Origin of the sequence: Rhodococcus sp. I2R, assembly GCF_020889545.1 — a bacterium.
Classification (GTDB): Bacteria; Actinomycetota; Actinomycetes; order Mycobacteriales; family Mycobacteriaceae; genus Rhodococcoides.
Genome location: NZ_JAHUTG010000006.1, coordinates 212,522 through 238,206, shown reverse-complemented (window position 1 = coordinate 238,206; position 25,685 = coordinate 212,522). Strand labels below are relative to the sequence as shown.

General features: G+C 64.7%; 23 protein-coding genes and 3 pseudogenes. 10 read left to right on the top strand and 16 right to left on the bottom strand.

The window, feature by feature from the left end; genetic code table 11:
• The first annotated feature begins 132 nt into the window (after nucleotides 1-132).
• Nucleotides 133-603 (top strand): RDD family protein, encoded by a 471-nt coding sequence (locus KVY23_RS08470; protein ID WP_075840494.1) that lies wholly within the window; start codon nucleotides 133-135, stop codon nucleotides 601-603.
• A gap of 20 nt (nucleotides 604-623) precedes the next feature.
• Here the strand turns inward: KVY23_RS08470 and KVY23_RS08465 are convergent, their stop codons facing one another.
• The 5 genes from KVY23_RS08465 to sucB form a co-directional block, all read right to left on the bottom strand.
• Nucleotides 624-1,379, bottom strand: coding sequence for a DUF4191 domain-containing protein (locus KVY23_RS08465; protein WP_075840496.1), 756 nt, complete (start codon nucleotides 1,377-1,379; stop codon nucleotides 624-626).
• Nucleotides 1,380-1,446: 67 nt separating this feature from the next.
• Nucleotides 1,447-2,550 carry a lipoyl synthase gene (gene lipA, locus KVY23_RS08460; RefSeq protein WP_371829860.1) on the bottom strand — a complete coding sequence of 368 codons (1,104 nt, stop codon included), beginning with the start codon at nucleotides 2,548-2,550 and terminating at the stop codon, nucleotides 1,447-1,449.
• Nucleotides 2,551-2,560: 10 nt separating this feature from the next.
• Nucleotides 2,561-3,322: a lipoyl(octanoyl) transferase LipB gene (lipB, locus tag KVY23_RS08455; protein WP_230556041.1), complete on the bottom strand. Its 762-nt coding sequence runs from the start codon at nucleotides 3,320-3,322 to the stop codon at nucleotides 2,561-2,563.
• Between the two features lie 40 nt (nucleotides 3,323-3,362).
• Nucleotides 3,363-4,253, bottom strand: coding sequence for a TIGR01777 family oxidoreductase (locus KVY23_RS08450; RefSeq protein WP_230556040.1), 891 nt, complete (start codon nucleotides 4,251-4,253; stop codon nucleotides 3,363-3,365).
• Nucleotides 4,254-4,401: 148 nt separating this feature from the next.
• Entirely contained in the window at nucleotides 4,402-6,186 is a 1,785-nt protein-coding gene (gene sucB / locus KVY23_RS08445; RefSeq protein WP_230556039.1) for a 2-oxoglutarate dehydrogenase, E2 component, dihydrolipoamide succinyltransferase, read from the bottom strand.
• Between the two features lie 415 nt (nucleotides 6,187-6,601).
• On the opposite strand from sucB, the gene KVY23_RS08440 reads away from it, so the two are divergent.
• Nucleotides 6,602-6,931: an oxidoreductase gene (locus tag KVY23_RS08440; protein WP_075840500.1), complete on the top strand. Its 330-nt coding sequence runs from the start codon at nucleotides 6,602-6,604 to the stop codon at nucleotides 6,929-6,931.
• Between the two features lie 70 nt (nucleotides 6,932-7,001).
• Here KVY23_RS08440 and KVY23_RS08435 read toward each other — a convergent pair whose 3' ends face one another.
• On the bottom strand, nucleotides 7,002-8,519 hold the full coding sequence (locus KVY23_RS08435; RefSeq protein ID WP_230556038.1) for a leucyl aminopeptidase: 1,518 nt from the start codon (nucleotides 8,517-8,519) through the stop codon (nucleotides 7,002-7,004).
• Between the two features lie 107 nt (nucleotides 8,520-8,626).
• On the opposite strand from KVY23_RS08435, the gene gcvT reads away from it, so the two are divergent.
• Together gcvT and KVY23_RS08425 are read left to right on the top strand one after the other, a co-directional pair.
• Nucleotides 8,627-9,727, top strand: coding sequence for a glycine cleavage system aminomethyltransferase GcvT (gene gcvT, locus KVY23_RS08430; protein ID WP_075840682.1), 1,101 nt, complete (start codon nucleotides 8,627-8,629; stop codon nucleotides 9,725-9,727).
• Between the two features lie 29 nt (nucleotides 9,728-9,756).
• Nucleotides 9,757-10,860, top strand: coding sequence for a branched-chain amino acid aminotransferase (locus tag KVY23_RS08425; RefSeq protein WP_230556037.1), 1,104 nt, complete (start codon nucleotides 9,757-9,759; stop codon nucleotides 10,858-10,860).
• 32 nt (nucleotides 10,861-10,892) lie between these two features.
• On the opposite strand, the gene KVY23_RS08420 is transcribed toward KVY23_RS08425, so the two are convergent.
• Nucleotides 10,893-12,287, bottom strand: a complete 1,395-nt coding sequence (locus tag KVY23_RS08420; RefSeq protein ID WP_230556036.1) for an NAD(P)-binding domain-containing protein — start codon at nucleotides 12,285-12,287, stop codon at nucleotides 10,893-10,895.
• Between the two features lie 222 nt (nucleotides 12,288-12,509).
• Here KVY23_RS08420 and KVY23_RS25075 point away from each other — a divergent pair.
• Nucleotides 12,510-12,986 (top strand): annotated as a pseudogene (locus tag KVY23_RS25075) (DUF2202 domain-containing protein); the annotation flags it as partial.
• On the opposite strand, the gene KVY23_RS08410 reads toward KVY23_RS25075, so the two are convergent.
• The 5 genes and pseudogenes from KVY23_RS08410 to KVY23_RS08390 form a co-directional block, all read right to left on the bottom strand.
• The gene (locus tag KVY23_RS08410; protein ID WP_230556035.1) at nucleotides 12,970-14,247 is read right to left on the bottom strand and encodes a cell wall metabolism sensor histidine kinase WalK; all 1,278 of its coding nucleotides are present in this window, start codon (nucleotides 14,245-14,247) and stop codon (nucleotides 12,970-12,972) included. The pseudogene KVY23_RS25075 and the gene KVY23_RS08410 overlap by 17 nt on opposite strands.
• A gap of 118 nt (nucleotides 14,248-14,365) precedes the next feature.
• A pseudogene (locus KVY23_RS08405) lies at nucleotides 14,366-14,920 on the bottom strand (response regulator transcription factor); the annotation flags it as partial.
• Nucleotides 14,921-15,026: 106 nt separating this feature from the next.
• Nucleotides 15,027-17,120 carry an MMPL family transporter gene (locus tag KVY23_RS08400; RefSeq protein ID WP_230556082.1) on the bottom strand — a complete coding sequence of 698 codons (2,094 nt, stop codon included), beginning with the start codon at nucleotides 17,118-17,120 and terminating at the stop codon, nucleotides 15,027-15,029.
• 277 nt (nucleotides 17,121-17,397) lie between these two features.
• Nucleotides 17,398-17,773 (bottom strand): annotated as a pseudogene (trxA, locus tag KVY23_RS08395) (thioredoxin).
• A 46-nt stretch (nucleotides 17,774-17,819) separates the two neighbouring features.
• The gene (locus tag KVY23_RS08390; RefSeq protein ID WP_230556081.1) at nucleotides 17,820-19,199 is read right to left on the bottom strand and encodes a rhodanese-like domain-containing protein; all 1,380 of its coding nucleotides are present in this window, start codon (nucleotides 19,197-19,199) and stop codon (nucleotides 17,820-17,822) included.
• 130 nt (nucleotides 19,200-19,329) lie between these two features.
• On the opposite strand from KVY23_RS08390, the gene KVY23_RS08385 reads away from it, so the two are divergent.
• From KVY23_RS08385 to KVY23_RS08375, 3 genes are all read left to right on the top strand, one after another.
• Nucleotides 19,330-19,644, top strand: coding sequence for a rhodanese-like domain-containing protein (locus KVY23_RS08385; RefSeq protein ID WP_230556034.1), 315 nt, complete (start codon nucleotides 19,330-19,332; stop codon nucleotides 19,642-19,644).
• A gap of 77 nt (nucleotides 19,645-19,721) precedes the next feature.
• Nucleotides 19,722-20,006 (top strand): metal-sensitive transcriptional regulator, encoded by a 285-nt coding sequence (locus KVY23_RS08380; protein ID WP_075840511.1) that lies wholly within the window; start codon nucleotides 19,722-19,724, stop codon nucleotides 20,004-20,006.
• Between the two features lie 260 nt (nucleotides 20,007-20,266).
• A complete protein-coding gene (locus tag KVY23_RS08375; RefSeq protein ID WP_083668024.1) occupies nucleotides 20,267-20,731 on the top strand; it encodes a GtrA family protein in 465 nt (154 codons plus the stop codon).
• 82 nt (nucleotides 20,732-20,813) lie between these two features.
• On the opposite strand, the gene KVY23_RS08370 is transcribed toward KVY23_RS08375, so the two are convergent.
• The 4 genes from KVY23_RS08370 to KVY23_RS08355 form a co-directional block, all read right to left on the bottom strand.
• Nucleotides 20,814-21,593, bottom strand: a complete 780-nt coding sequence (locus tag KVY23_RS08370) for an adenosylcobinamide-GDP ribazoletransferase (protein WP_230556033.1) — start codon at nucleotides 21,591-21,593, stop codon at nucleotides 20,814-20,816.
• Nucleotides 21,594-21,595: 2 nt separating this feature from the next.
• The gene (cobT, locus tag KVY23_RS08365; protein WP_230556080.1) at nucleotides 21,596-22,636 is read right to left on the bottom strand and encodes a nicotinate-nucleotide--dimethylbenzimidazole phosphoribosyltransferase; all 1,041 of its coding nucleotides are present in this window, start codon (nucleotides 22,634-22,636) and stop codon (nucleotides 21,596-21,598) included.
• Nucleotides 22,637-22,712: 76 nt separating this feature from the next.
• Nucleotides 22,713-23,312 (bottom strand): bifunctional adenosylcobinamide kinase/adenosylcobinamide-phosphate guanylyltransferase, encoded by a 600-nt coding sequence (gene cobU, locus KVY23_RS08360; protein ID WP_230556032.1) that lies wholly within the window; start codon nucleotides 23,310-23,312, stop codon nucleotides 22,713-22,715.
• Between the two features lie 13 nt (nucleotides 23,313-23,325).
• Nucleotides 23,326-23,988, bottom strand: a complete 663-nt coding sequence (locus tag KVY23_RS08355; protein ID WP_075840515.1) for a DUF3043 domain-containing protein — start codon at nucleotides 23,986-23,988, stop codon at nucleotides 23,326-23,328.
• 132 nt (nucleotides 23,989-24,120) lie between these two features.
• On the opposite strand from KVY23_RS08355, the gene KVY23_RS08350 reads away from it, so the two are divergent.
• Complete coding sequence (locus tag KVY23_RS08350) at nucleotides 24,121-25,188, top strand: glycerate kinase (RefSeq protein ID WP_230556031.1); 1,068 nt, start codon at nucleotides 24,121-24,123, stop codon at nucleotides 25,186-25,188.
• A 121-nt stretch (nucleotides 25,189-25,309) separates the two neighbouring features.
• Nucleotides 25,310-25,660 carry an iron-sulfur cluster assembly accessory protein gene (locus KVY23_RS08345; protein WP_019665976.1) on the top strand — a complete coding sequence of 117 codons (351 nt, stop codon included), beginning with the start codon at nucleotides 25,310-25,312 and terminating at the stop codon, nucleotides 25,658-25,660.
• Nucleotides 25,661-25,685: the final 25 nt, after the last annotated feature.

The window sequence follows — 25,685 nt, the reverse complement described above, 5'->3', positions numbered from 1 at the left end:
CGCGCCTCTGGCAGACCTTGCCGGAGCGACGAGTTGTTCTGCGTCGTGCAGCACACAGATCGTCGTGCTCCACCGCACACACTACGGTGACGGCCGGTCGCCGCCGTTCCTCCGACGCCTATCCTGGTACCCATGGCACGAATGACAGGCTCCTGGTTGTCCGGACCCAACGCCGCCCACGAAGACGACGGCACCGAGCAGAACTACCCGGGAGAACAGCTCGGACTGCCGTCCACCGGCCCGGGGGCTCTCGTCGGGCTCGGCCGCCGCACCGGTGCGCTGTTGATCGACTGGCTGATGGCCATGGGGATCTCCGCGCTCATCGTCAACACCTTCACGATTCCGCAGTCGATGTCCACCATCACGTTGCTGGTGTGGTTCGTAGCCGGCGTCGCCGCGGTGAGCGTTTTCTCGTTCACACCCGGTCAATTCATCGTGGGTATTCAGGTTGCTCGGGTGGACGTGTCGGCACGCGTCGGGTTCCTTCGCGCATTGGTCCGCACGTTCTTTCTTCTCTTCGTCTTCCCGGCCGTGATTTCCGATCACGACGGACGCGGCATGCACGATCGCGCGACGGGAACTGCCATGGTGCGTATGCGCTAGCGCATACGCACCCAGCGAGATCAGCGCCTCTTGATAGTGCGCTGAACGCCTTTCATCTTCGCGCCTCCGGGGATCGGGCCCTTCGGCATGGCCGGGCCGCCCTTGGTGCCCAGCGCCGACAGGCGCGACTCGATGGTGTCCATGCGCTTGGTGTCGATGTTCTTGGGTAGCTTGGTCAGATACTTCTGCAGGCCGGACAAGGGAATCTGGTTCTCACCGTTCCCGATCATGACGTCGTAGATCGGCGTGTCGCCGACCAGTCGGGCGGTCTTCTTCTTCTCCTGCGCCAGAAGTGCTTTCACGCGTTGCGGCGCGCCCTCGGCGACGAGAATGACGCCAGGTTTGCCGATGACACGGTGTACTGCGTCGAGCTGCGTGGTTCCGGCGATCGCGTTGGTCACCCGCCATGAACCGCGGAGGTTGTCCAACGCCCACGCCGCAGCGCCGGCTTGGCCGTCCGCCTTGCGGTAGACGGACTTCTGTACACGCCGACCGAAGATGATGAAGGCCACGAGCACACCGAGCACCAGACCGAACGGCAGCACGAACCATTCGATGCCCAGGATCATGCCGATCAGGAAGGACAGCAGCGCGATGCCGACGATCGAGCCGATCATCAGCGGCAGCAGCAACTTGTCGTCTTTGCGCTGCATCTGGAACGCCTGCCACAGCTGACTGCGCCGTTCCTTCGATGCCTTCTTGCGTGCTACCTTCGCGGCCGCTTTTGCTTCTTTGCTGGGCTTGCCTGCCTTGCCAGCTTTACTGCCGTTCGCCATACCTCACAGGATACGTCCCGTGGCCACGCTCCTCGGCACCGCGCCTGTTCCCTGCGGCGAACCTCGGTCAGCGTGCGGCCAGACGCGCCATCAGTGAACTGGCCTCCTGCGATGCTTCGCCACCGTCGACCAGATGGCTCATGCTCTCGGGGAGTTCACGGCCGTGATGCTGCATGGCCTGTGCGTAGAGGCGACCCGCCCGGTAGGACGAGCGGACCAGCGGGCCGGCCAAGACGCCCGCGAAACCGACCTCGGTGGCGTAGTCGGAGTGCTCGACGAACTCCTCGGGCTTGACCCACCGCTCGACTGGGTGGTGTCGCGGCGACGGACGCAGGTACTGCGTGATGGTCAGGATGTCGCATCCTGCCTCGTGCAGGTCGCGGATCGCTTCCTGAACTTCCTCGGGAGTCTCGCCCATGCCGAGGATCAGGTTGGATTTGGTGACGAGGCCGTCCTCGCGCGCAGCGGTGATGACGTCCATCGATCGCTGGTATCGGAACGCCGGTCGTATCCGCTTGAATATCCGCGGAACCGTCTCGACGTTGTGTGCGAGCACCTCCGGCCGAGAAGAGAACACCTCGGCCAGTTGGTCCGGCTTCGCATTGAAATCCGGGATCAACAACTCGACGCCGGTGTTCGGGTTCAGCTTCTTGATGTATCGCACGGTTTCCGCGTAGAGCCAGGCGCCGCCGTCTTCCAGGTCATCGCGGGCGACCCCGGTGATGGTCGAGTAGCGCAGGCCCATCGCCTGAACGCTCTCGGCGACCCGCCGCGGCTCGTCGCGATCGAGTGCGTCGGGCTTGCCCGTGTCGATCTGGCAGAAATCACATCGGCGGGTGCATTGCTCGCCACCGATGAGGAAGGTCGCCTCGCGGTCTTCCCAGCATTCGTAGATGTTGGGGCAACCGGCTTCCTCGCAGACCGTGTGCAGGCCTTCTCGTTTGACCAAGCTCTTGAGCTCGGTGTATTCCGGACCCATCTTGGCTTTGGTCTTGATCCAGTTGGGTTTGCGTTCGATCGGGGTTTCCGCATTGCGAATTTCGAGCCGAAGCAACTTCCGTCCGGGCGGTGCGAGCGCGGGGTCGGAGGAATGGCTGGCGGCGTGCGCAGCGTCGGGGGATGACCCGGTTGCAGGCGCGGCGTCGGGGGATGTTCGAGGTGCCACAGTCACCTCGTCGATGCTACGCGCCGAACTTCATCGTCGTGAACTGCGGGTTGCTCGCCGCTCCGGCGGTTTCGACTCGTGCAACAGGGTGTTCGGTGACCTCCATGTCACCGTCGAGGGCCGCGAGCACGGCCGCCGAGACGGCAGGGCTCACATCCTCGATCGTGACCTCGTGGCCGAGTTCACTCGACAGTGAGGTCACGCCGGCGTCGGCGATTCCGCAGGGCACGATTGCGTCGAATCCCGACGTCGACGAGTTGCAGTTCAGGGAGAAGCCGTGCAGCGTCACGCCACGCTGTACCCGCACGCCGATGGCCGCGATCTTGCGTTCCGGCAACCATTTCCCGTCGCGTGGTTCCGACGCCAGCCACACTCCCGACCTACCGTCGATGCGGCCGCAGTCGATTCCGAGGTCGGTGCACACCGAGATCAAGGCTTCTTCGATACGTCTGACGTACTGCACCACGTCCATCGGTTGCGCCAACCGAACGATCGGGTAGCCGACGAGTTGGCCGGGGCCGTGCCAGGTGATCTTTCCGCCGCGGTCGACCTCGATGACGGGTGTTCCGTCCGAGGGGCGGTCCTCCGGGGACGTGCGTCGCCCCGCTGTGTACACCGACGGGTGTTCGAGCAACAGGAGCGTGTCCCGACCCTGCCCGTCTGCGCGCATGGCGGCAAGTTCGCGCTGACGCGCCCACGCCTCGAGGTACTCGATCCGTCCGATCTGCTCGACGACGATCGGTTCCGAACTCTCCCGCGCGGAGATCCCAGCTGTCATACGCGAGAACGTTACGCCGTTGCTCGCGACCGCCGAAAAGTCAGCGACCGACGGCCGCCTTCAGTGCCTCTCCGACGGTGTTGTGGGTGAAGACGAACCCGGTGTCCTCGAGGACTTTCGGAATTGCGCGCGGACCGGTCAGGATTGCCTCCTCGGCGAATTCACCGATGATCGCGCGCAGCGCGAACCCGGGTACCACCCATGGTGCGGGCCGCTTGACGGCCCGCGCGAACGCGCTGTTGAACTGAGCATTGGTCACCGGCGCCGGGCCGACCATGTTGACCGGACCGGAAACATCGGTGTTCTCGATTCCGTGCACGATGGCATCGATCTCGTCCTCGAGCGATATCCACGGAAAGTACTGGCGACCGCTACCGAGTCGGCCACCGAGCGCGAACAGATAGAGCGGCCGCAGCTTGTCGAGCATGCCGCCTCGTGACGAGAGGACGACGCCGCTGCGCAACATGATCGTGCGCACACCTGCCGTCGAGGCTGCCGCAGTGGCGTTCTCCCAGTCGCGACACACCTCGGCCAGAAACCCTTGACCCATGGCACCGGACTCGTCGACGACGCGATCACCGGTGTCGCCGTAATAGTTGACGCCGCTTGCGTTCACGAGTGTCGGAACGTCGAGCCGTGCGCATGCGTCGGCCAGGACTTCGGTCGGCGTGATGCGGCTGTCGCGCACCAGCTGCTTGTAGGCACCCGACCAGCGCTTGTCGCCGATTCCGACACCACACAGATTGACTACGGCATCGGTGCCGCGCAGCGCACGTTCGTCCACTTCGCCCTGGGGTGGATCCCATCGGATTTCGTCCGGCCCTGCGGCAGCGCGACGAACCAACCTGCCGACCTCGTGGCCTTTGCTGCGTAGCGACGCCACGAGCGCGGTACCTATCAAACCGGACGAACCTGCTATGACGACTCGCATGAATCCGACAGCCTCCTCGACAGAGTCGGGGCACCATTCGCGTTGCGATGGGTGCCCCGACCGATGTGCATTCACCCCGATTCACGCAGGGCCCGGTCGCGTTGTGTCTGCAACTTCACGATACAGAAACGCGGGACCGGCGGCTGTCTCAGATACCCAGATCTGCCTCGAACGAAGCGTCTTCGAGCCGCTGCTTGATGGTGGTGAGGAAGCGACCCGCATCCGCGCCGTCGACCAGGCGGTGGTCGTAGGTCAACGGTAGGTAGACCATCGAACGAACACCGATGGACTCGTTGCCCGCACCGTCCTTGACGACGACGGGCCGCTTGACGATGGCGCCGGTGCCCAACATTGCCGCCTGCGGTGGAACCAGAATCGGGGTGTCGAACAACGCGCCCTGGCTACCGATATTGGTGATGGTGAAGGTGCCTCCGGACAACTCGTCGGGCTTGAGGCCGTTCGAGCGTGCACGTGATGCGATGTCCGCGATGGCGCGAGCCAAACCAGCCAGCGACAGGTCTCCCGCGTTGTGGATGACGGGGGAGAGGAGGCCCTGTTCGGTGTCCACGGCGATGCCGAGATGGACACCGGAGTGGTACGTGATTTCCTTCTTGTCCTCATCGATGCTCGCGTTGACGTTCGGGTGCGCCTTCAGCGCCTCCACGACGGCCTTCGCGAAGAACGGCAGGTACGTCAGATTGACGCCCTCGTTCTTCTGGAAAGTCGACTTCGCTTTGCTTCGCAGCGCGGCGATCGTCGTTACATCGACCTCGAAGGTCTGCGTGAGCTGCGCGGTGGACTGCAGCGACTCGCGAGTCTTCTTGGCGGTGATCTGACGGATACGGTTGATCTTCTGCGTGGTGCCACGCAGGTGTGCGAGCTCGGGTCGAACCCCGGCCGTGGCTGCCACGGGTGCCTTTGCTGCCGCCGGAGCCGATTCCGGCGCCGCTGCCTGTGCAGGTGCCTTCTTGGCCTCCGCTGCCGCGAGGACGTCCTGCTTGCGGATGCGCCCGCCGACGCCGGTGCCCTTGACGCTCGCGAGGTCCACGTCGTTGTCCGCGGCGAGCTTGCGCACCAACGGGGTCACGTACGGCGTGGAGTCACCCGAGGACTCCTGCTTGGGAGCCTCTTGCTTCGGGGCTTGCTGCTTGGGGGCTTGCTGCTTCGGGGCTTGCTGCTTGGGGGCCTCTTGCTTCGGGGCTTGCTGCTTCGGCGCCTCGTCTTTCGGCTCAGGCGCCTTTTCGGGCTCGGGTGCCTTCTGCGGCTCGGGCGCCTTCTCGGCGGGCGCGCCGGATCCGATGACGGCCAGCTGACCGCCGATGGCGACGGTGTCGTCCTCTTCGGCGTTGATTTCGAGAAGGGTGCCGGCGACGGGAGACGGTATCTCGGTATCGACCTTGTCGGTCGATACTTCGAGCAGGGGCTCGTCCACCGCGACATCGTCACCGACGGCCTTGAGCCAACGCGTGACGGTTCCCTCGGTGACCGACTCGCCCAGCTCGGGCATGTTCACCGTTGTACCGGATCTGCTGGAGCTCGAACTGCTCGACGATTGCGCGGGAGCAGCGTCCTCGGCCGGAGCTTCCTGCTCGGCTTGCGGCTCGGGCTCGGCCGCGGGAGTCGGCTCGTCTGCCGGCTCGGACTTCGATGCTTCCTCGGCCGGTGCGGAATCGGACGAGTCACCGGAGTTGTCGTCGGCATCGCCGATCTGAGCCAGCTCGCCACCGATCTCGACGGTGTCGTCTTCCTGGGCCACTATCTTCGTCAGAACACCAGCGACGGGAGATGGAATTTCGGTATCGACCTTGTCGGTCGATACTTCGAGCAGGGGTTCGTCGACCTCGACGGTGTCGCCCTCCTGCTTGAGCCACCTGGTGACAGTTCCCTCGGTGACGCTCTCACCAAGAGCTGGCATCTGGACGGAGAAGGCCATGTCTGTTGACTCCTCGACAAGTTGTGTGCGGGTATTTTTCAGTTCTTACGACTTGTGGTCGTGAGACCAGGCGTCGGCAACGACCATTGTGCTGGCGTTGCAAGGTTCGCGGACGATACTTGCGTTAATTGCGATCGTCAGCGCTGCGGGCGTCCGAGGTGCGGAAGCCCGCGTCGAGCCGAGGAATGACGAACTCCGCGAATTGCGGCGCAACACAGCAATCACGTGGAACCCTTTCGAAACGATCGGCAATTCTTTCTCGACAACGAGAGAGTTGGACCCTCGACGATCATCCTTCCATCTCCGGGCTTCGCGCGTTCCCCGAGGGCAGCTGCCGTACTGGCAAACTGGTCGGTAACACCGCTCGTGCGAACGACGACATCAGTCTTCACGTACCGACGACAGGAGTTCGATTGTGGGTTTGTTCGATCGCTTCGCGCGACGCACCGCCAAGAGCCGAGGAGCCAAAACCGGTTCCACAGCGCAGTACCTGGCCGACTGGACGGCAGCTCGAATCGGCGTAGAGGCATACGTGGAGCCGAAGACGACGGTCACTCCCGTCACCGTGGTGTTGGTGGCGAACGACGGCGAGTGGACTCGGCGCGCCGTCGATGAGCGTGACCTCAAGAAGCTCGGACCCGACTTGAAGATTCCCGTTTACGACGTGCGCAAGACCCGCTATCCCCAGCGCATGAGGGACTACGACGCACGACAGAAGATCCTCAAGCGCCGGGCCGCCGAGTAGCGGCTTCGCCCCCATGTGCGTGGAAGTACATAGCGGGCTATGTACTTCCACGCACATGCGCCGGAGGCGCTTATCCGTGCTCGGCGATGTCCTCCAGAACGGCGAACATCGTGCGCACCGGCACACCGGTACCGCCCTTGCCGATGTATCCGAATGGGCCCGAGGTGTTGTACGCCGGTCCCGCCACATCGATGTGCGCCCACTGGACACCCTCGGCGACGAACTCCTTCAGGAACAGTGCCGCGGCCAGCATGCCGCCGGCCCGGCCGTTGGTGACGTTGGCCAGATCGGCCACCTTCGAGTCCAACTCGCGTCGAATCTCGCTCGGCAAGGGCATTGCCCAGCCATCTTCGCCCACGGCCCGTGAGATGGCCGCCACACGGTCGCGGAACTCGTCGGTGCCCATGACACCGGGCGTCCGGTTGCCGAGCGCGACAACCTGTGCGCCCGTCAGCGTCGCTGTGTCGATGAGGTAGTCGGGATCGTCCTCGCAGGCACGGACGATGGCATCGGCCAGTACCAGGCGGCCCTCTGCGTCGGTGTTGATGACCTCGACGGTGATTCCGCCGTACTGAGTCAGCACGTCCCCGGGACGCTGGGCCGTTCCCGACGGCATGTTCTCGGCCATCGGGACAGTGGCGACGACGTCCAGCGCCAGACCTACCTTGGCGGCGAGGATGACAGTGGCGACCACGGCGGCGGCGCCGGCCATGTCGGAGGTCATGTTCTCCATGCCGGCGGCGGGCTTGATGGAGATTCCGCCGGTGTCGAAGGTGATGCCCTTGCCGACCAGAGCGACCTTCTTCCCCTTCCGCTTGCCACCGGAATGGGTCATCCGGACCAGTCGGGGCAGGCGCGCGGACCCTTTTCCGACGCCGTGGATTCCGCCGTACCCACCCTTTTCCAGAGCTTTGTCGTCGAGTATCTCGACGTTCAGGCCGACCGCTGTGCCCAGCTCCTTCGCGCGCGCGGCGAAGGCTTCCGGATAGAGGTGGCTCGGCGGCGTGTTGACGAAATCGCGTGCAATGGCCACGGATTCGGCAATTGCCGTCGAGTGCGCCAGCTCGGCCTTGGCCTCACGGGATCGAGGACTGGCGACGAGCAACTCGACACGAGCAAGTGGACCAGCATCGGGTCCGGGGGCCGAGAGCGAGGACTTGAATTCGGTGAGGGTGTAGGCGCCGAGGAAGAATCCTTCGGCGGCTGCGCCCAGGTCGAGGGAGGACAGCGTGGTTGCCGCAGTCGACGTTCCCGCGAGGGCTCGCGCGGCAGTGCCTGCCGCACGTCGGATGCGTTCGGTGTCGATGTCCGCGGACTTGCCGAGACCCACAGCGAGGACGCTGCCGACATCGAGGGCCGCGGGGGCTGGAATGCGGGTGAGCTCGTCGGCCTTGCCGGTTGCACCGACCGCCTCGAACGAGTCGAGCAATTCCGAGGCCAGCGCATCATCGGAGATGTCGTCGGTGATGACGAGCTCGAGCCCGTCCTCACTGGTGCTCAACGCGACGACGAGTACGTCGACGTCCTTTCCGAGGCGGCCGGCCAGCACAAGCTCGGGTCCGAGGGTGCGGGGTGAAGTCGAAGGCACGGGGCAGCTCCTGATGGGGATCGATTGTGTCGGTCGAATCGATCGTAGTGACCGGACCCGGAGGTGATTCGTTCAACGGCTGCCGATCTCCGCTAGCGTTGCTCGATATGAGTGCAGAGGAACTTCTTCGCGGACCCGTCCACGTCGTTCACGCGGAACTGGGAGCGACATTCGCTCCGTTCGGCGGGTGGGAGATGCCGGTCTCGTACGCCGGCGTCGTCGCCGAGCACAAGGCGGTTCGGAGCACCGTCGGCCTCTTCGATGTCAGCCATCTCGGCAAGGTATCGATCCTCGGCCCCGGCGCGGCGGCCTTCGTGAACTCCTCGCTGACCAACGACCTCGGTCGAGTGGGTCCGGGCAAGGCGCAGTACACGTTGTGCTGCACAGAAACCGGCGGCGTCGTCGACGATCTCATTGCATACTTCGTCGGCGACGAGGAAGTGTTTCTCGTACCCAACGCGGCGAACACGGCGGCAGTTGTCGCGGCGATGACCGCGCATGCGCCGGCCGAAGTGCGAATAGTCGACCAGCATCGCGACTTCGGCGTGTTCGCGGTACAGGGTCCGAGTTCACAGTCCGTGGTCGAACAGCTGGGTCTGCCAGTGGACATGGAGTACATGGCTTTCGCGGACGCTCGGTGGGGTGAGATCCCGGTTCGCGTGTGCCGGACCGGATACACCGGGGAACACGGCTATGAGTTGATCGCCCCGTGGGCCGATTCCGAGGCGCTCTTCCGCGAGCTTCTCGCGGTCGTCACTGCCGCGGGCGGTCAGGCAGCCGGACTCGGTGCTCGTGACACCTTGCGTACCGAAATGGGATACCCGTTGCACGGGCACGAGTTGTCGCTCGACATCACTCCGTTGCAAGCGCGGTGCGGTTGGGCCGTGGGTTGGAAGAAGCCTGCATTCTGGGGGAAGGACGCACTCCTCGCGGAAAAGGAAGCCGGTCCGGCCCGTCAGCTTCGCGGCGTGAAAGCACTCGACCGCGGCGTCCTGAGGCAAGGGCAGACCGTCTCGCGCGACGGTGCACCGGTCGGCGTCACGACCTCGGGGACGTTCTCACCCTCGCTCAGCGTCGGGATCGCGCTGGCGCTGGTCGACACCGATTCGGCGTTGGCACCGGGAGACATCGTCGAGGTCGATGTTCGCGGGCGTGCCGTCAGGTGCGAGATCGTCGCGCCGCCGTTCGTATCGGTCAATACCAAGTGAGTGCACTCTCGTTAGATAGGATCCACCCCATGACAGGCGTCCCCGAATTCACCCGTGTGCAGCATCCCTCTCCGGCGCCGTCGGAGGCCCGGGACGCTGTACTGGCTGCGCCGGGGTTCGGGAAGTTCTTCACGGACCACATGGCGATCATCGACTACACCGCCGACAAGGGCTGGTACGACCCGACCATCGCGCCGTACGGGCCGATTCAGCTGGACCCGGCCGCGATGGTGCTGCACTACGGTCAGGCGATCTTCGAGGGATTGAAGGTCTACCGGCAGCCGAATGGCGACATCGCGTCGTTTCGGGTGAGCTCCAACGCCGAGCGGTTCCAGACCTCGGCTCGTCGACTTGCGATGCCCGAATTGCCTGCGGAACTGTTCATTGCCTCGATCGAACAACTCATCGCGGTCGATCATGAGTGGATCCCCGAAGCCGGCGGTGAAGACGCGCTGTACCTTCGCCCGTTCATGTTCTCGACCGAGGCCGGACTGGGAGTCCGGCCCGCCGACGACTACCGATACATGCTGATCGCCTCCCCGGCGGGGGCGTACTTCCCGCGCGGGGTCAAACCGGTCAGCGTGTGGCTGTCCACCGAATACGTGCGTGCAGCGCCCGGCGGCACCGGCGCAGCGAAGTTCGCAGGCAACTACGCCGCCTCGCTTCTCGCTCAAGCCCAGGCCAGTGATCAGGGGTGCGATCAGGTCGTGTGGCTCGACGCAATCGAGCGTCGGTACGTCGAGGAGATGGGTGGGATGAATCTCTTCTTCGTGCTCGGCTCGGGATCCGATGCTCGACTGGTGACGCCGTCGCTGTCGGGGTCCCTGCTCCCCGGCATCACTCGCGACTCGCTACTGTCCCTTGCGACCGATGCCGGGATTCCCGTCGAAGAGCGCCGCATCTCCACCGAGGAGTGGCAGAAGAAAGCTGAGTCGGGCGAGATCACCGAGGTTTTCGCCTGCGGTACCGCGGCCGTGATCACCCCTGTCGGCAGCGTGAAGTCCACGGACGGCGAATTCAGAATTGCCGACGGTGAGCCCGGTGAGATCACCCTTGCGCTGCGGGACACCTTGACCGGTATTCAACGCGGCACTTTCGCCGACACGCACGGTTGGATGACCAAGCTGGCGTGATCGGTGCGCGCTGCCGTTCGAGTCGTCCGAGATCAGGAAACCGCCACCCCTGAGATGTCGAGGCTCGCGGTCGACATCGAGAAGTCATTTTTCAGGAATGACTCCGACGAATCGTCGAGAATATGCAGCCAATCGCCGGGCAGCGGGGGCGCCATCGTTCCGGTCAGCGTGGATGCGTAGCTCGAATTTCGGTATCCCATAATGTCGTTATTCTTGTCGCGCTTCCACTGCTTGAAAAGCTCGCCCTGCTTCTCCACGTTGAATTCTGGATAGTCCGTGCGATCGACGAGATCGCGGACGTACGCCGTCTGGAAGTCGATCTCATCTGCCGCCGTGACGAGGATTTCCTCATTGCCCCGCCAGTCATCGATGTCCTTTTCTCGGACGTCGAAATTGGGAAGCTCGATACGGCCGAGAATGACGTCCCGCGCATACCAAGCTTGGGCGTCGAACATATTGAACGTGAAGTACTGGTCCTGCATGCCCAGATACATCAGTTTCGGGTTCTGCTGGAACGCGATTCCTTTGTAGATGTCGCGCGGGTAGAGGCGGTTCTTGGTCTGTAGCCTCAGCTCATCTGGCAGGAACGGAAAATTGTGCTGGTAGCCGGTGCAGAGGATGATGTCGTCCACCTCACGGGTACTTCCGTCCTTGAAGTGCGCGACATTGCCGTCGAGACGTTCCAGGAGTGGCACCTCGGAGAATGCTTCGGGCCAATCGTGCCCCATCGGAGCCGATCGGTAGCTGAACGTGACCTCGGTTGCCCCGTACTTGTAGCACTGTGTGCCGATGTCCTCGGCCGAATAACTGCTGCCGACGAGCAATAGGCGTTTACCCGCGAACTCGCGAGCGTCCCGGAAATCGTGGGCGTGCAACACCCGTCCCGAAAACTGGTCGAGACCTTCGAACTGCGGCGCATTGGGCGTCGAGAAGTGCCCGGTGGCGACGATGAAGTAGTCGAATTGCTCCGACTCGAGTTCGTGGCTGTCGTGGTTCATCACCGTGACCGTGAACTTTTCGCTCTCCTGCGAGTAGCTCACCCACCGGACGGCGGTGTTGAAGCGAATGTATTTGCGCACGTCGCTCTGCTCGACGCGGCCCATGATGTAGTCCTGCAGAACTGCGCGAGGCGGATACGACGGAATCGGGCGGCCGAAGTGCTCCTCGAAAGAGTAGTCGGCAAATTCGAGGCATTCTTTCGGGCCATTGGACCAAAGAAATCTGTACATACTGGCGTGGACTGGCTCGCCGTTTTCGTCGAGACCTGTGCGCCATGTGTAATTCCACATGCCGCCCCAGTCCTTTTGCTTTTCGTAGCACACCACTTCGGGTACTGTTTCGGGACTGGATGATCTTGCCGATTCAAATGCTCGCAATTGTGCGAGTCCGCTCGGGCCTGCTCCTAAAATCGCTACCCTTGGCGTCAAAATTAGCTCCCCTTTTTTGTTTGATAATCCCTCCTATTGTACGGCCTTGAATTCGCTTTCGATTATTGCGCTGACCTGCGGCGATAGAAAACAGGTGACTTGCATCTCAAGTCAGAACTCGTCCTTGACCGCGCCGTCCTCATCGAATCTTCACACAAACCCACCAGGGTATTTCACGGGACCGCTGTTGACTCGAGGGTGAGAGAAAGGGTGGTCTCGGCAATGAGACTTTGGAAGAAGACAGCAAGTGCGGTTGTTGCAGCGACGGCAATCGGCGTATCCGGATTCGGTATGGCGACGGTGTCGGCGCAGCCGACTCCGATTTCGCAGACCGGTCAATCGCTCTCCGAGCAGGAACGCTCGGATCTGACTCTGATGCGGGAAGAGGAAAGGATGGCCCGCGACCTGTACCGACAGTTCCACGACGCGTGGCAGGTTCAGATCTTCGACAACATCTCGACCAGCGAACAACGCCATTGCGACACAGTCGGGGTACTGCTCGAGCAGTACGGTGTACCGGACCCGTCGGCCGGACTGGCGGTGGGCGTCTACGCAGATCCCCAACTCCAGCAGCAGTACGACGCGTGGCTCGCCCAAGGATTGGCCACGGTCGAGGCGGCCTATGCCGCCGGAGCGGAACTCGAAGCCGCCGATATCTCCGGTCTGACGTCCGCCATGGAGGTCAGCGACGAGGATGCGATCGATCGCGTATACGAGAAGCTGCGTAAGGGTTCCGAGAACCACTTACGGGCATTCGAGGGTGCGGCATCGGGGGAACAGCACGTCGGCGGTGACCGCGGAAGTCGGGCCGGGCAGGGTCACGAGGGAAAGGGCGGGAACGGCCATGACCGCCAGGGTCATGGTGCGGCCGAATAGGCAACTGCAAGGTGAAGGTGGCACCGTGCCCGCGGCCGGGGGAGCTCGCGGAGAGCTCCCCGCCGTGGGCACGGGCGATTCCCCTGCTGATCGTCAGGCCGATCCCGGACCCCGGATCCTGGTCGACGCGGCGGCGCGCCGGGACGCGATAGAAACGCTCGAAGATGCGCTCGAGATCGCCGGCCGCCAGACCCTCGCCGGTGTCGGTCACCGATATCACGGCGGCGTCACTGTGGGCGGCGACATCGATGGTCACTGCACCGGAGTCCGTTGCGATCAGCGCGTTGCCGAGAAGGTTCGTCAGAACCTGGGTGATTCGATCAGGATCGGCTCGCACCGAGATACGACCGGAAAGTAACCGAACAGTGAGCGCCAGGCCCGTGTCATCGAACTGCGGGCGCATCCGGGCGGCGACATGTTCGACGAGACCGGACAGGTCGAACTCCGAGTACTGGAGATCGAGACGGTCCTCCTCGGCCCGCGACAGAGTCGACAGGTCGTCAGCGAGCCGGCGTAGGCGCCGGACCTCCGGTTCGATACGGCCGAGTTCGGACGAATCGAAGATGCCGTCGATGATCCCCTCCACATAGCCGTCGATCACGGTGAGCGGTGTTCGCATCTCGTGCGCAACCTCCGCCAGCAATCGCACCCTGCGGGCCTCGGTATCGGCGAGCCGGGTCGCGAGGTCGTTGACGTCGGCGGCGACCGAGGCCAGTTCCCGCTCGCCCGGGGACTCGATTCGATGCCGGTAGTTGCCCGCAGCGATGGCGCGGGTACCGGAGCGCACCGAACGCAGTGACCGGAGCAGGTGCCGGGACGCCACGAAACCCAGAACTGCGGCCGCGAGGACTCCGGCGAGCACACCGAGCAGTAGCGCGGTGGTGACGGCATCGGCCACGACGCCGCGCAACGGCGATTGTCCACCACCGCGCGCCTGACCGGAACCGAGTCTGCGACTTTCCTCGTCGAACAAAGCGGGGGCGGAGACCCGGACGACGATGAACGTGACCAGTGAGCCCACCAGCGCGACCACCAGATGCGAGGTGAACAACCGGCCCGACATGCTCCGCACGAGGGCGCTCACCGCAATTCTCCGGAGGGGGGAAGGAACTTGTACCCCACCCCGCGAACCGTACCGATGAACGCGGCGCCGCAGCGTCGTCGCCCAGAGCGCGGCGGATGCTGCGGATATGGACGTCGACAACGCGTTCGTCGCCGAAGAAGTCGCCGTCCCAGACGTTCTCGAGGAGTTGGCGGCGCGAATAGACGCGTCCCGGCGTCCGGGCCAGCGCGCTGAGCAGATCGAACTCGAGCGCGGTGACATCGGCATGGTGACCGTCGACGGTCACTTGACGTGCGTCGGCGTCGACGACCAATCCTGGAAAAACCAGACGTGTGGCCGCGGGTTCGGCGCCGCGGGTTCGGCGCAACACGGTGCGCACCCGAGCGACGACTTCCCGCGGACTGAACGGTTTGGTGATGTAGTCGTCGGCGCCCACTGCCAGGCCCACGAGCTTGTCCACCTCGTCCGACCGAGCAGTCACCAGCAGGACGAACACGTCGGAGAAGCTTCGTATCTCTCGTAGTACCTCGATACCGCCCAGGTCGGGCAGCCGGACGTCGAGGAGGACGACATCCGGCCGGCCCGACCGGACGAGGGCGAGTGCTTCGCAACCGGTCGCCGCCTCGGACACAGCGAAGCTTTCTGCCTCCAGATAGCCGCGCAGCAACCGGCGGATGCTCGGTTCGTCGTCCACGACGAGGATCTTGTGGGACACGGTTCCGGGTCACCGCCTTTTCCGAGGCTCAGCGAAGGAAGATCACCTGCACGCAGGCTGTCAGCGATCCGCAGTCACGCCCGACTCAACCGTGCGAGAACGTGATGCTCGGCAGCGCTTTGCGTAGCCATGCCGGGGACCACCAGGCGGCGTGTCCGGTCAGGCTCAGGGCCACCGGCAGCAGGATCAGTCGAACCAGCAGCGCGTCGAGCAGCACCGCGACACCGAGAATGATGCCCATCTCCTTCGGGGGCAACGGCTCCGACAGTGCGAAGGTGAAGAACACCGCCACCATCACTGCCGCCGCGGCGAGGATCACCCGCCCGGAATGTGCGAGTCCCATGATGTGCGCGACGTCCGGATCGCCGGATGTTTCGTAGTGTTCCTTGGCGGTGGAGAGCAGGAACACGGTGTAGTCCATCGCGATCGCGAAGATCATCGCGAAGAAGAACACCGGCCCCCAGCCGTCGAGGAAGCCCTGAGGCTCGAATCCGAGCAGGCTCGCACCGACACCGTCCTGGAAGATCAGCTTTGCGACACCGAACGCCGCGGCGGTCGAGAGCAGGCTCACCAGGGTGCCGATGAGCGCGATCAGTGGTGCTTGCAGAGCGACGAGAAGCAGCAGGAACCCGAGGACGAGGATGACTGCGACGATGACCGGCAAGTAGTCGTTGAGCGCCTGCTGTAGGTCGAGGTTCTCGGCAGGTGCACCACCGACCAGCGCACTGTCGGGCAGATCCGCGCGCAGCTGCGACAGTATGGTGCCCATCTGCTCATCCGAGGGATCGACGTTCGGGATGGCTTGAAGCATGACGTAGTCGGTGCCGTCCAGGGCAGGCTGCGGCGGGGTGACCATGGCGATCCCCTCGGTGCCGGCGGCGGCGGTTGCAGTCGCCTCGGCGTCGGCCGCCGGAGCAATGATTTGCAGCATGCCGGGTGCGCCTTCACCCATCTGCTCCTGGACCAGGGCGTAACCCTGGCGGACCGGGGCGTCTTCCGGGACGACCTCGATCGATGGCATGGCGACCTTCAGACCCATGACCGGCAGAGCCAGAGCGACCAGCACCAACAGCGCGCCGATCGCGAAGGGCCACGGATGCTTGTGCAGTATTTCGCCCCACGCCTCGAACTTCGGGGAGCGGTGCTTCTGACGCTTGGCGAAGGGGAGTGCGCCGGCGTTGACCTTGTTTCCGAGCTTCGCCAACACCGCCGGGAGCAGGGTCATGGAGGCGGCCAGGACGAAGAACACGGCGAGCATGATGCCTACGGCCATCGTGCGTACCGCTGGGGCTGGGACGAGTAGTACGGCGGATAGGCTCACCAGCACGGTTATCCCGGAGAGGACGATCGCCTTGCCGGCCGTGTCCATGGTCTCGGCCACCGCAGCCCGCGTGTCGGCGGTCTTGCTCAGCGCATCTCGGAAGCGGGCCACGATGAACAGGGCATAGTCGATGCCGAGGGCGAGGGCGAACATCATCGCGAAGTTCATCGCCCACACCGAGATCGGGGTCACCTCGTTGAGGAGCACGAGACCACCAGCCGAGGCCACCAGGCCTGCGATGGTCAGCAGTAGTGGCAATCCAGCGGCGACGAGGGAGCCGAAGGCGAGCACCATGATCGCCAGGGTCACCGGCCACGAGATCATCTCGGCCTTGATCATGGCATCGTGGTTGGCTTTGTTGAAGTCGCTCCACAGAGCGGAGGACCCGGTCGGATACACCTCGATGCCGTCACCCGAAAGTGCGGTCAGTTCGTCTTTGAGTTCGTCGACCGCCTTCACCATGTCGTCGGTGCTGGCATTCGCGCCGGCGATCATGATGCCGGTGTGTCCGTCGGGGCTGATCGACATGCCCGGCTGCGGCGGAACGATCTCACCGAATCGCGGATCCGATGCAAATATGGTGGTGGCCTCGGCGACCGTCTCCTGCATCGGGGCATCGCTGACCAGCAGCGTGTCCGAGTGCACTACCACCTGGACAGCGGCCGATGAGTTTCCACCGAAGTGTTCCTCGGCGAGCTCGCGTACCTGCACCGATTCCGAACCGTTGGCCTGCCAGCCAGCGCCGGCCAGTGAGCTGAAGACGCTCGGGGCAGCCGCGCCCAGGGCAATAAGCACGATCACCCAGACGGCGAATACCCATTTGGCGTGTGTTGCCATGGCTGCGCCCAGATGCGCCATCGGGCCCCCAAGCGTCGAGGGCAGTGCACCGCTCGCATTCTGCGGGGGTTTCGTTGGCGTCGAAAGACCGTCGCCGGGCTTGTTCTGGCTCATATGCGAACTCTCTAGACGGGTGGGTGCTGCGGGCATGGGGCGAGCACTGGGGGATCACTGCATCGCAGTCAACGCGCTTCAATGTATACCCCCCCGGGCTTAATGGGTTCGGTTCTTCCCGAACGCCGCACTCTCACCGCCCCGGGGTGAGCGGCACTTCTTGCCTCGTTTGCGCTACCGACACCTAGGCGTTCGTAGACGCCTTCTGCTCGGCAGAGTTTCGCGTGGACTGCAGCCATGTCGAGTCCCTTGATCTGGGTGATCAAGTCCTCGAGGGCGGCTTGGGGGAGGGCTCCGGGTTGGGCGTAGACGAGCACACCCTCGCGGAACGCCATCAGCGTGGGAATGGATTGAATACCGACGGCACCGGCAAGTTGCTGCTCCGCTTGGGTGTCGACCTTGGCGTGCACGATATCGGGGTGTGCCTGCGATGACTTCTCGAAAGTCGGAGCGAACGCCCGACATGGGCCACACCACCCCGCCCAGAAGTCGACGAGGACGATGCCCTTGCCGGAGACGGTGGATTCGAAGTCCGCGGCGGTGAGATCTGTGGTGGTCACGAGGTGGTCCTTTCGATGACGTGTATCAGGGAAGTTGTCGAGTCGGTCAGGCCGGGACGTGCGCCTCGGCCCATTCGTTGTAGCCACCGACGAGATCGCTGACCCGCCCGAAGCCCTGCGCGCGCAGCAGCGACGCCGCCACACTCGATCGCCACCCGCCGGCGCAGTGCACCACGATCGGCCGGTCGGTAGGTACTTGCTCGAGCCGAACCCGCAACTGCGCCAACGGGACCGCGATCGCCCCGGGAATAACCCCGGAGTCACGTTCACCCGGGTTTCGGATATCGACGAGGGTGACCGCGTCGGCGGCCAGCAGGTGGTTCAACTCCTGCACGGTGGTGCGCGGCGCGATGCGCACCAGATCGGCGAGCTCGGTCGGGAACACTCCGTCGGTACCGATGTTGAGATAGCCCGCAGCATTGTCCGAGCCGATCCGGGCGAGCCGCAGTGCCGCGTCTTGCTCCTCACCTGGGTAGGTGATCAGCACGATGCGCTCTCCGACCTCGGCGACCATGCCGCCGGTTTCAGCGAACCGGCCGTCGAAACCGACGTTGACCGAACCCTCCAGGTGTCCGGCGGCGAAGTCGTCGACGTTGCGGGCATCGAGCACCCGGGTACCGGCCTCGAGCTCGGCTCGAACCTGGCCGGGTGTCTGTTCCGGAATGAGGCGGGCCTGATCGAGCAACGGGTGCATCGTCTTGTTCAGCCCGGCATCGACCGAGAAGTACGACGGCGCCGCCGGCTGACCGTCGATCACCAACGCCACGAATGCATCCTCGGTCATCGGCTGCACCGACGGGTTGGTAGCCCGCTGTTCGCCGATGGTGGAGGTCAGCTCCTCGGACAAGTTCTTTCCGCAGGATGAACCGGCACCGTGCGCGGGCATCACCGTCACCGTATCGGGCAGGGTCAGCAGCTTCTCGTGGATCGTGTGATACATCGCCTTGGCCAGATCCGAGGTGGAGCTGTCGCCGATGTTCACCAGGTCGGGGCGGCCGACATCGCCGATGAACAGCGAGTCTCCGGTGAGAACCGCAGTGGGGGTGGCGTCGGGATGCTCACGCACCAGCACACTGATCGATTCCCAGGTGTGCCCTGGGGTGGACAGGATTTCCAGCTCGACCTCGCCGAGGGACAGGTGCTCGCCGTCGACAAGGCGGCGAATCGGGTAGGAGGCCTCTGCGGCTTCACCGAAACCGATCCACGCCCCGGTCGCATCGAGCAGTTCCAGATGCCCGGATACGAAGTCGGCATGGAAGTGGGTGTTGATCACACCCTCGATGGTCAGGCCCAGGCGCTGTGCGTCGTCAAGATATTCGGTGACGTCACGGCGCGGGTCGACTACGACTGCGCGGCCAGTGCTTTCGTCGCCGATCAGGTACGACGCATGCGACAGGCACTCGATGTAGTACTGCTCGAGAATCATCGCGGTTTCCTCCATGGGGTCGATTTCTCGGGGCTTGCTATGGACAGTTTGGCATATACCCCCTAGGGTATGTCAAGTACCCCCAAGGGGTATTGATCGAAGAGGGCCGGATACGACCAGAGGAGTTGCAGTGAAGGAAATTGACATCGCCACCTTCGCCGACGCGTGGAAGGCCGGTGCGCCGGTGGTCGACGTGCGAGAGGACTACGAGTACGTGCAGGCGCATGTGCCTGGCGCGCAGTGGATCCCCCTCGGTGAGTTGAGCGCCCGGGTTGCCGAGGTCCCCGACGGAGACATGGTCTACGTGATCTGTGCCTCGGGAAACCGCAGCCTGTACGGTGCCGACATTCTCAGCGGCGCCGGCCGCCGCGCCGTCTCGGTCGCCGGCGGGACAGGTGCGTGGCTGCGCAGCGGCAACCCCGCCGAGAAAGGCGGTACCCGATGAGCCGGGCGATATTGGAAAACCACACCAACCATGAGTGCTCCAGTTATGGACACAACTCCGAACAGGCAGGTCGATAAATGACCACAGAATCCGCCATCGCCGCCGAGTCGACCGCGTTGGTGCTCAACCGACTCCGTCGGGCGCAGGGGCAACTCGCTGGGGTGATCACGATGATCGAATCCGGTCGGGAATGCCGTGACGTGGTTACCCAACTCGCCGCGGTCTCGCATGCCCTACACCGAGCCGGCTTCAAGATCGTCGCAGCTCAGTTGCGTCAATGCGTTCTCGACGAAAAGGACAGCACCTGCTCCGACCGGCTGTCCGAGGAGGAACTCGAGAAGCTCTTCCTCACGCTTGCCTGACCGCCGCCGGCGGCGACCGAGTCCGTCTGTGCACTTGTCCCGAAAGTGAAGTGAGAGAACCGGCGCGGTACACGTGTGGTGTCGAACATCCGACCGATGGATACCCCATGGGGTATGTTGGCGCCAAACGCGAAACCTGAAGAACCGCGCCAGAGGTTCGGCGACGCAGACCGGATCCGAAGGGAGAGAATGTGGTTGCCGAGCGGCGAACGCACCGTCGTCACCCTCGACGCCCGATCCCAAACGATCGCGACCAGCCTGTGACCGCGGTTGCACCAGCGTTCCAGGTCGCCCTGTGGCGCCCTACCGGCGATGGCTGGCTCGCGCAGTTCACCAGGTTCGCGCTCGTCGGAGGGTCCAGTAATGCCCTCTACGCGCTCGTCTTCCTCTTCCTCACCGGATACGGATCCTTCGTTGCCAACACAGTCGGGGTCACTGTCAGCACAGTGCTGGCGAATGAGCTGCACCGCCGCCATACCTTCCGGGCCGCAGACCGAGTGCACTGGTTCGCTGCGCAATGGGAGGCAGGCTCGCTGGCACTTGTCGGGCTTCTCCTCAGCTCGCTGGCGCTCGCCCTGCTACATCTGTTCGTACCCGCTGCCACTGGAATGACCCAGGCACTTCTGGTGATCGCCGCCAGCGCAGTCATCGGAGGTCTGCGATTCCTCGCTCTGCGGGGTTGGGTCTTCGCCCCTGCAGGCAAACGTCGGGACACGGTGCGTTGACTCGATACGTGCGCTGACTCGATACGTGCGCTGACTCGATACGTGCGCTGACTGGATACGACGCCGACCGGAAAGGTCGAGGCTAGGGGCCTAGAAGAAAGCCGACCGCGACGATCATCGTGGTCGTTTCCACCGTCGCCCCGAGGACGTCGCCGCTGATCCCGCCGAACCGGCGCAAGCAATGCCGCACACCGGCCAGCACGACGATGAGCGCGAACGCAATCACCAGCGGTCCCTGCCACCACCGCTCGTCGACGGCCCACATCGTGGCGACGAGACCCGCAACGGTCCATATCGCTGCCACGAGTCTTCGCTGGGTTCCCGCGACGAGCGCTCCGAAACCGGTGTCCGAAGCGGCCGAGACGCCTCGACGGCACGCGAGAACAACTGCCACTCGGCCGGCGGTGACCGCGAGAACAATCGCCCACCAGGAGTGATCGTCGGCGAGCGCACCGAAAGCCGCCGCCTGCACGGTCAGGGCGAGCACGATGGCCGCGACGCCGAACGGGCCTGCGGTGCCCGACCGCATCACCTCTCGCGCCCGTTCCGGCGGACCGTAGCAACCCAGACCGTCGGCGGTATCGGCCAGGCCGTCGAGGTGCATACCCCGTGTGAGCAGTGCCAATGCGGACACCGCCAACAGGCCCGCCAGCATTGCGTGCACCGACGCGATCCCGAGAACCCACAGCAACAACGCGCTGACACCGCCGAGCAGCAGGCCGACGAGCGGCGTGCTCGCAATCGCCCTGCGGGCATCCTCCCGGTCGACCTCGTGCGGGCCGCGTACCGGCAGCACCGTCAGCCAGGACAGGGCCAGTCGCGGACCGTTGATCGCGCGGGTCACGGTGTGACCGAGACCCATGGTCAGTCCGTGGACAGCGCCGGGGTGTCGGTGCTGACCCCAGCGTCGTCGAAGGTCGACATGCCACTGAGCGTCGCGATCGCCGAGTGGACGAGATGCAGTGCCACCAGTGCACCCGATCCTTCGCCCAGACGCATGTCGAGTTCGAGGAGCGGCTCCATTCGGAGGTGGCGCAACGCAATCGAATGCGCGGGCTCGGTGGAACGATGACCCGCTATCCACCACTCGCGCGCGCCGCGAGCGGACTCCTCGGCGACGAGGGCCGCGGCAGTCACCACCAAACCATCCAGAACCACCGGTGTCCGGCGATGGGCAGCCTGCGCGAGAAAGCCTGCCATCGCAGCGATATCGGCGCCCCCGGCCACACGGAGAAGAGCGACGGGATCTTTCAACAACGGGCGGGCCCGGCGCATGGCGTCGCGAATCGCCGCGGTCTTGCGAATCCACCCTGCGTCGTCGACACCGGTGCCGCGACCGACAGCCGCGACGGGCTCGGTGTCGGTGAGGGCAGCGACCAAGGCCGTTGCCGGTGTCGTGTTGCCGATGCCCATGTCACCGGCGATCAGCAGATCGGCCCCGCCGTCGACTTCCTCGTCGGCGATGGCGCGACCGGCGTCGATCGCCGCGAGCACCTCGGCTTGGCTGAGTGCGTCCTCGCGGTCGATCGAGCCGGAGGATTGTCTGACCTTGTGGGTGCTCACCGAGGGGTCGGTGTCGCCATCGACGGCGATGTCGACCACACGCACCGACGCTCCCACCGCGTCGGCGAGCGCGTTGACCGCTGCGCCGCCCCGGATGAAGTTGGCCACCATCTGACCGGTCACCGCCGCGGGATAAGCGGACACTCCGTGCGCAGAGATGCCGTGATCACCGGCGAAGACCACAACCCGTGGCCGTGTCAGCGGGGCCGGTGGACAGCGGTCCTGGCAAGCGCTGACCCAGTCGCCCAGACCCTCGAGCCGGCCGAGGCTTCCTGCGGGTTTGGTCAGCAGACGTTGGCGCTGAGCGGCCTGCGTCCGCGCCTCCGACGACGGCGGCAACACCGGACGGAGCGGGTTCGAGTCCGCCGAATCCGTCGTCGGTTCGGTGGGTTCCGAAGAAGTTGTCACTGACGACCTTTCATCGAGTGGGACCGGCTTGCTCGCGCGTGTCCTTGAGCATCAGCGGCAATCCCGCCACCACCAGCACGACACGGTCGCACACCGCCGCGAGTCGACCGTTCAGCGAGCCCATTTCATCCTGGAACAACCGTCCGGACCGAGTGGACGGGATTACTCCCCAGCCGACTTCGGGACTGACCAGCAGCACAGTTCCGGTGCATCGAACGACCGCATCGACGAGGGCATCACCCTCCGGCGCGACGGTCCCGCGGGGCAGTGTCCAGGCGTCGCCGTCGTCGATGACGCCGGTGAGCCACGTACCCAGATCGTCGACGATGGTGACGTCCGCCTCGGCGCTCAACGTAGCCGGCAACGACTCGAAAATTTCCGTGGTCTCCCATGCATGCGGGCGTCGTCGACGATGCGCGTCGATTCGGTCCTGCCAGTCGGCGTCGTTCGGATCGCGCCGACCCGTCGCGACGTATCGGACGCGCCCACGCTCCAACGACGACGAACAACTCTGCGCAACCGACTCGGCGTACGCAGACTTCCCGGACCGCGTACCCCCGAGAACGAGCACTCGCAGCGGCTTGGGGGAGTGGTCCGGCCTCGCAGTCACAGGCGAGGAGACCTCACACCGCAGCGCCGCGCTCGACGCGGGGCTTGGGAGCGCGCATCTTCCGCAGCTGCGATGCCCGGACGAAGGCGTACCAGCCGAGCTTGAACCCACCGTCCGAAGTATCCGGGAACCGCTCCCGCACTCGATTGTTGATCTGACGGCCGATGTACACGCCTTCGATGACCATGAAGGCCATCATGACGAACATCGCCAAGGTGACGAAGGCCTGTACTTCCGGGCTCAGAAAGAGGGCGAAGATCAACAGCAGTGCCAGCGGCATGAACAGCCCGACGAGATTTCGTCGCGCGTCCACCAGATCCCGTGCGAACGCGCGGACGGGTCCCTTGTCGCGCGGAAGCAGGTACTTGTCCTCGCCGGCGAGCATCCGTGCGCGGCGATCCGCGGAAGATGCCCGGCGCTCCGCCGAGGCCTTCTTCCGATCGTTCTTGTTGCCGCGATTGGCTTTCCTGCGTTCGCGGGCTTGCTTGCTGGTCATCGGCGGTGGTGGAACCGGTCCACGCCGCCGCGCTTCGGCCTCGCGCCGCTTCGGCGTGGGACGACCCTTGCCGACGGACTCGACGGACGAGGCCTCGTCCGACGACGAGGTAGACGAGCTGGACGACTTCGAGTCGTCCCCGTCCGAATTGTCAGAGTTCCCGCGACGTAGCAACTTCACCCTCCCAGGTTATGGGATGTCGCCGACCGAACGAACATCGGCCACGTCGAAGCGTCGACGATTCGTTGCCGGGGCGGATAGCCGCGGCGTTCGGACATGCCGAACGGCGCGCCCACATTTACACTCCTGACGATGCGAGTGATGGTTGCGCCCGACTCTTTCGGGGAGACGCTGACGGCCAACGATGCTGCCCACGCGATCGCTCGCGGATGGTCGGCAGCCCGCCCGGGGGACGAGATGTGTATCGCCCCCCAGTCCGACGGCGGGCCCGGGTTCGTGGACGTGTTGGCCACCCGGCTCGGGACTGTTCAGGAACGCGAGGTCGAGGGTCCGCTCGGGAAGCCCACTCGAGCACGGTGGCTCCTCGACGGTAGTACCGCGTACATCGAGGCCGCGGCAGCGTGTGGTTTGGCGCTACTCGGCGGGCCGCCGACGACACACAGCGCGCTGTCCGCGTCGAGCCGGGGAGTCGGCCAGCTGCTGGCGGCTGCCCTCGAGATCGACGATGTCGATACCGTGTACGTCGGTCTCGGGGGGAGCAGTTGCACCGACGGCGGACGCGGGATGGTCGATGCGCTCGGTGGGCTCTCGGCCGCGGTGCGGCGCCTCGCGCGCATCGATTTGGTGGCGGCAACCGATGTGGAGAACCCCCTGCTCGGCGAGCAGGGCGCGGCGTACGTCTTCGGCCCACAGAAGGGTGCCGACGCCCCGTTGATCGAGCTGCTCGACGAGCGCAACCGCGACTGGGCCACCGCAATCGAGGTGGAAACTGGCCGTGATGTCGCGCAATCGGCTGGCGCCGGCGCAGCGGGAGGTATCGGCGCCGCGCTGTTCGCGCTCGGTGGCCGTGCCGAGCCCGGTGCCGCCGTGGTGGCCGAGGTCACCGACCAGGCGGGGTTGCTTCGGTCGGTCGACCTGGTCCTGACGGGTGAAGGCAAGTTCGACAGTCAATCACTACGCGGGAAACTGGTCACCCGCCTGGCGACAGCGGGCGCAGGAACTGGCGTCGAAACGATCGTTCTGGCTGGTCAGGTCCAGCTCGACCCGGATCAACTGGCCTCGACCGGAATCTCCCGCGCATACTCGGTCGCCGACTTCGCGGGCTCGATCGACAAGGCGATGTCCGAGGCCGGGCGTCAGCTCGAGCTGCTGGCGAACAGTGCAGCCGAGGAGTTCACGAGACTTAGCAGTCAATCCTGATGGCGGACCGATCAGGCCGGCGGGCCGCGAGACGGTGCTTCGGACGTGATCGTGAGGAATATCCGCAATCGGAGTACGGTTGAGTCGTTCACGGGTTTGGTACGACTGACAGGGAGAGCCCATGACCGTCTCGAACGAGACCATCACGCACAAGGTCACGATGACCGAAGCCGCGTCGTCGAAGGCCAAGGCGTTGCTGGATCAAGAAGGCCGCGACGACCTCGCGCTGCGCATCGCTGTTCAACCTGGCGGTTGCGCGGGATTGCGCTACCAGCTGTTCTTCGATGATCGCAGCCTCGACGGCGATCTCGCAGTGGACTTCAACGGAGTGACACTCGCAGTGGACCGGATGAGCGCCCCGTACGTCGAGGGAGCGTCCATCGATTTCGTGGACACCATCGAGAAGCAGGGCTTTACCATCGACAACCCGAACGCCACGGGCTCGTGCGCCTGCGGCGATTCGTTCAACTGACCTCGAGCACCGCACACCTCTGACC

Bases quoted from the DNA above. Each gene is read 5' to 3' on its own strand.
- KVY23_RS08470 (WP_075840494.1), top strand. From the start codon at position 133: ATGGCACGAATGACAGGCTCCTGGTTGTCCGGACCCAACGCCGCCCAC.
- KVY23_RS08465 (WP_075840496.1), bottom strand. From the start codon at position 1,379: ATGGCGAACGGCAGTAAAGCTGGCAAGGCAGGCAAGCCCAGCAAAGAA.
- lipB (WP_230556041.1), bottom strand. From the start codon at position 3,322: ATGACAGCTGGGATCTCCGCGCGGGAGAGTTCGGAACCGATCGTCGTC.
- KVY23_RS08450 (WP_230556040.1), bottom strand. From the start codon at position 4,253: ATGCGAGTCGTCATAGCAGGTTCGTCCGGTTTGATAGGTACCGCGCTC.
- sucB (WP_230556039.1), bottom strand. From the start codon at position 6,186: ATGGCCTTCTCCGTCCAGATGCCAGCTCTTGGTGAGAGCGTCACCGAG.
- gcvT (WP_075840682.1), top strand. From the start codon at position 8,627: ATGAGTGCAGAGGAACTTCTTCGCGGACCCGTCCACGTCGTTCACGCG.
- KVY23_RS08425 (WP_230556037.1), top strand. From the start codon at position 9,757: ATGACAGGCGTCCCCGAATTCACCCGTGTGCAGCATCCCTCTCCGGCG.
- KVY23_RS08400 (WP_230556082.1), bottom strand. From the start codon at position 17,120: ATGGCGCATCTGGGCGCAGCCATGGCAACACACGCCAAATGGGTATTC.
- KVY23_RS08390 (WP_230556081.1), bottom strand. From the start codon at position 19,199: ATGATTCTCGAGCAGTACTACATCGAGTGCCTGTCGCATGCGTCGTAC.
- KVY23_RS08380 (WP_075840511.1), top strand. From the start codon at position 19,722: ATGACCACAGAATCCGCCATCGCCGCCGAGTCGACCGCGTTGGTGCTC.
- KVY23_RS08370 (WP_230556033.1), bottom strand. From the start codon at position 21,593: ATGGGTCTCGGTCACACCGTGACCCGCGCGATCAACGGTCCGCGACTG.
- KVY23_RS08350 (WP_230556031.1), top strand. From the start codon at position 24,121: ATGCGAGTGATGGTTGCGCCCGACTCTTTCGGGGAGACGCTGACGGCC.
- KVY23_RS08345 (WP_019665976.1), top strand. From the start codon at position 25,310: ATGACCGTCTCGAACGAGACCATCACGCACAAGGTCACGATGACCGAA.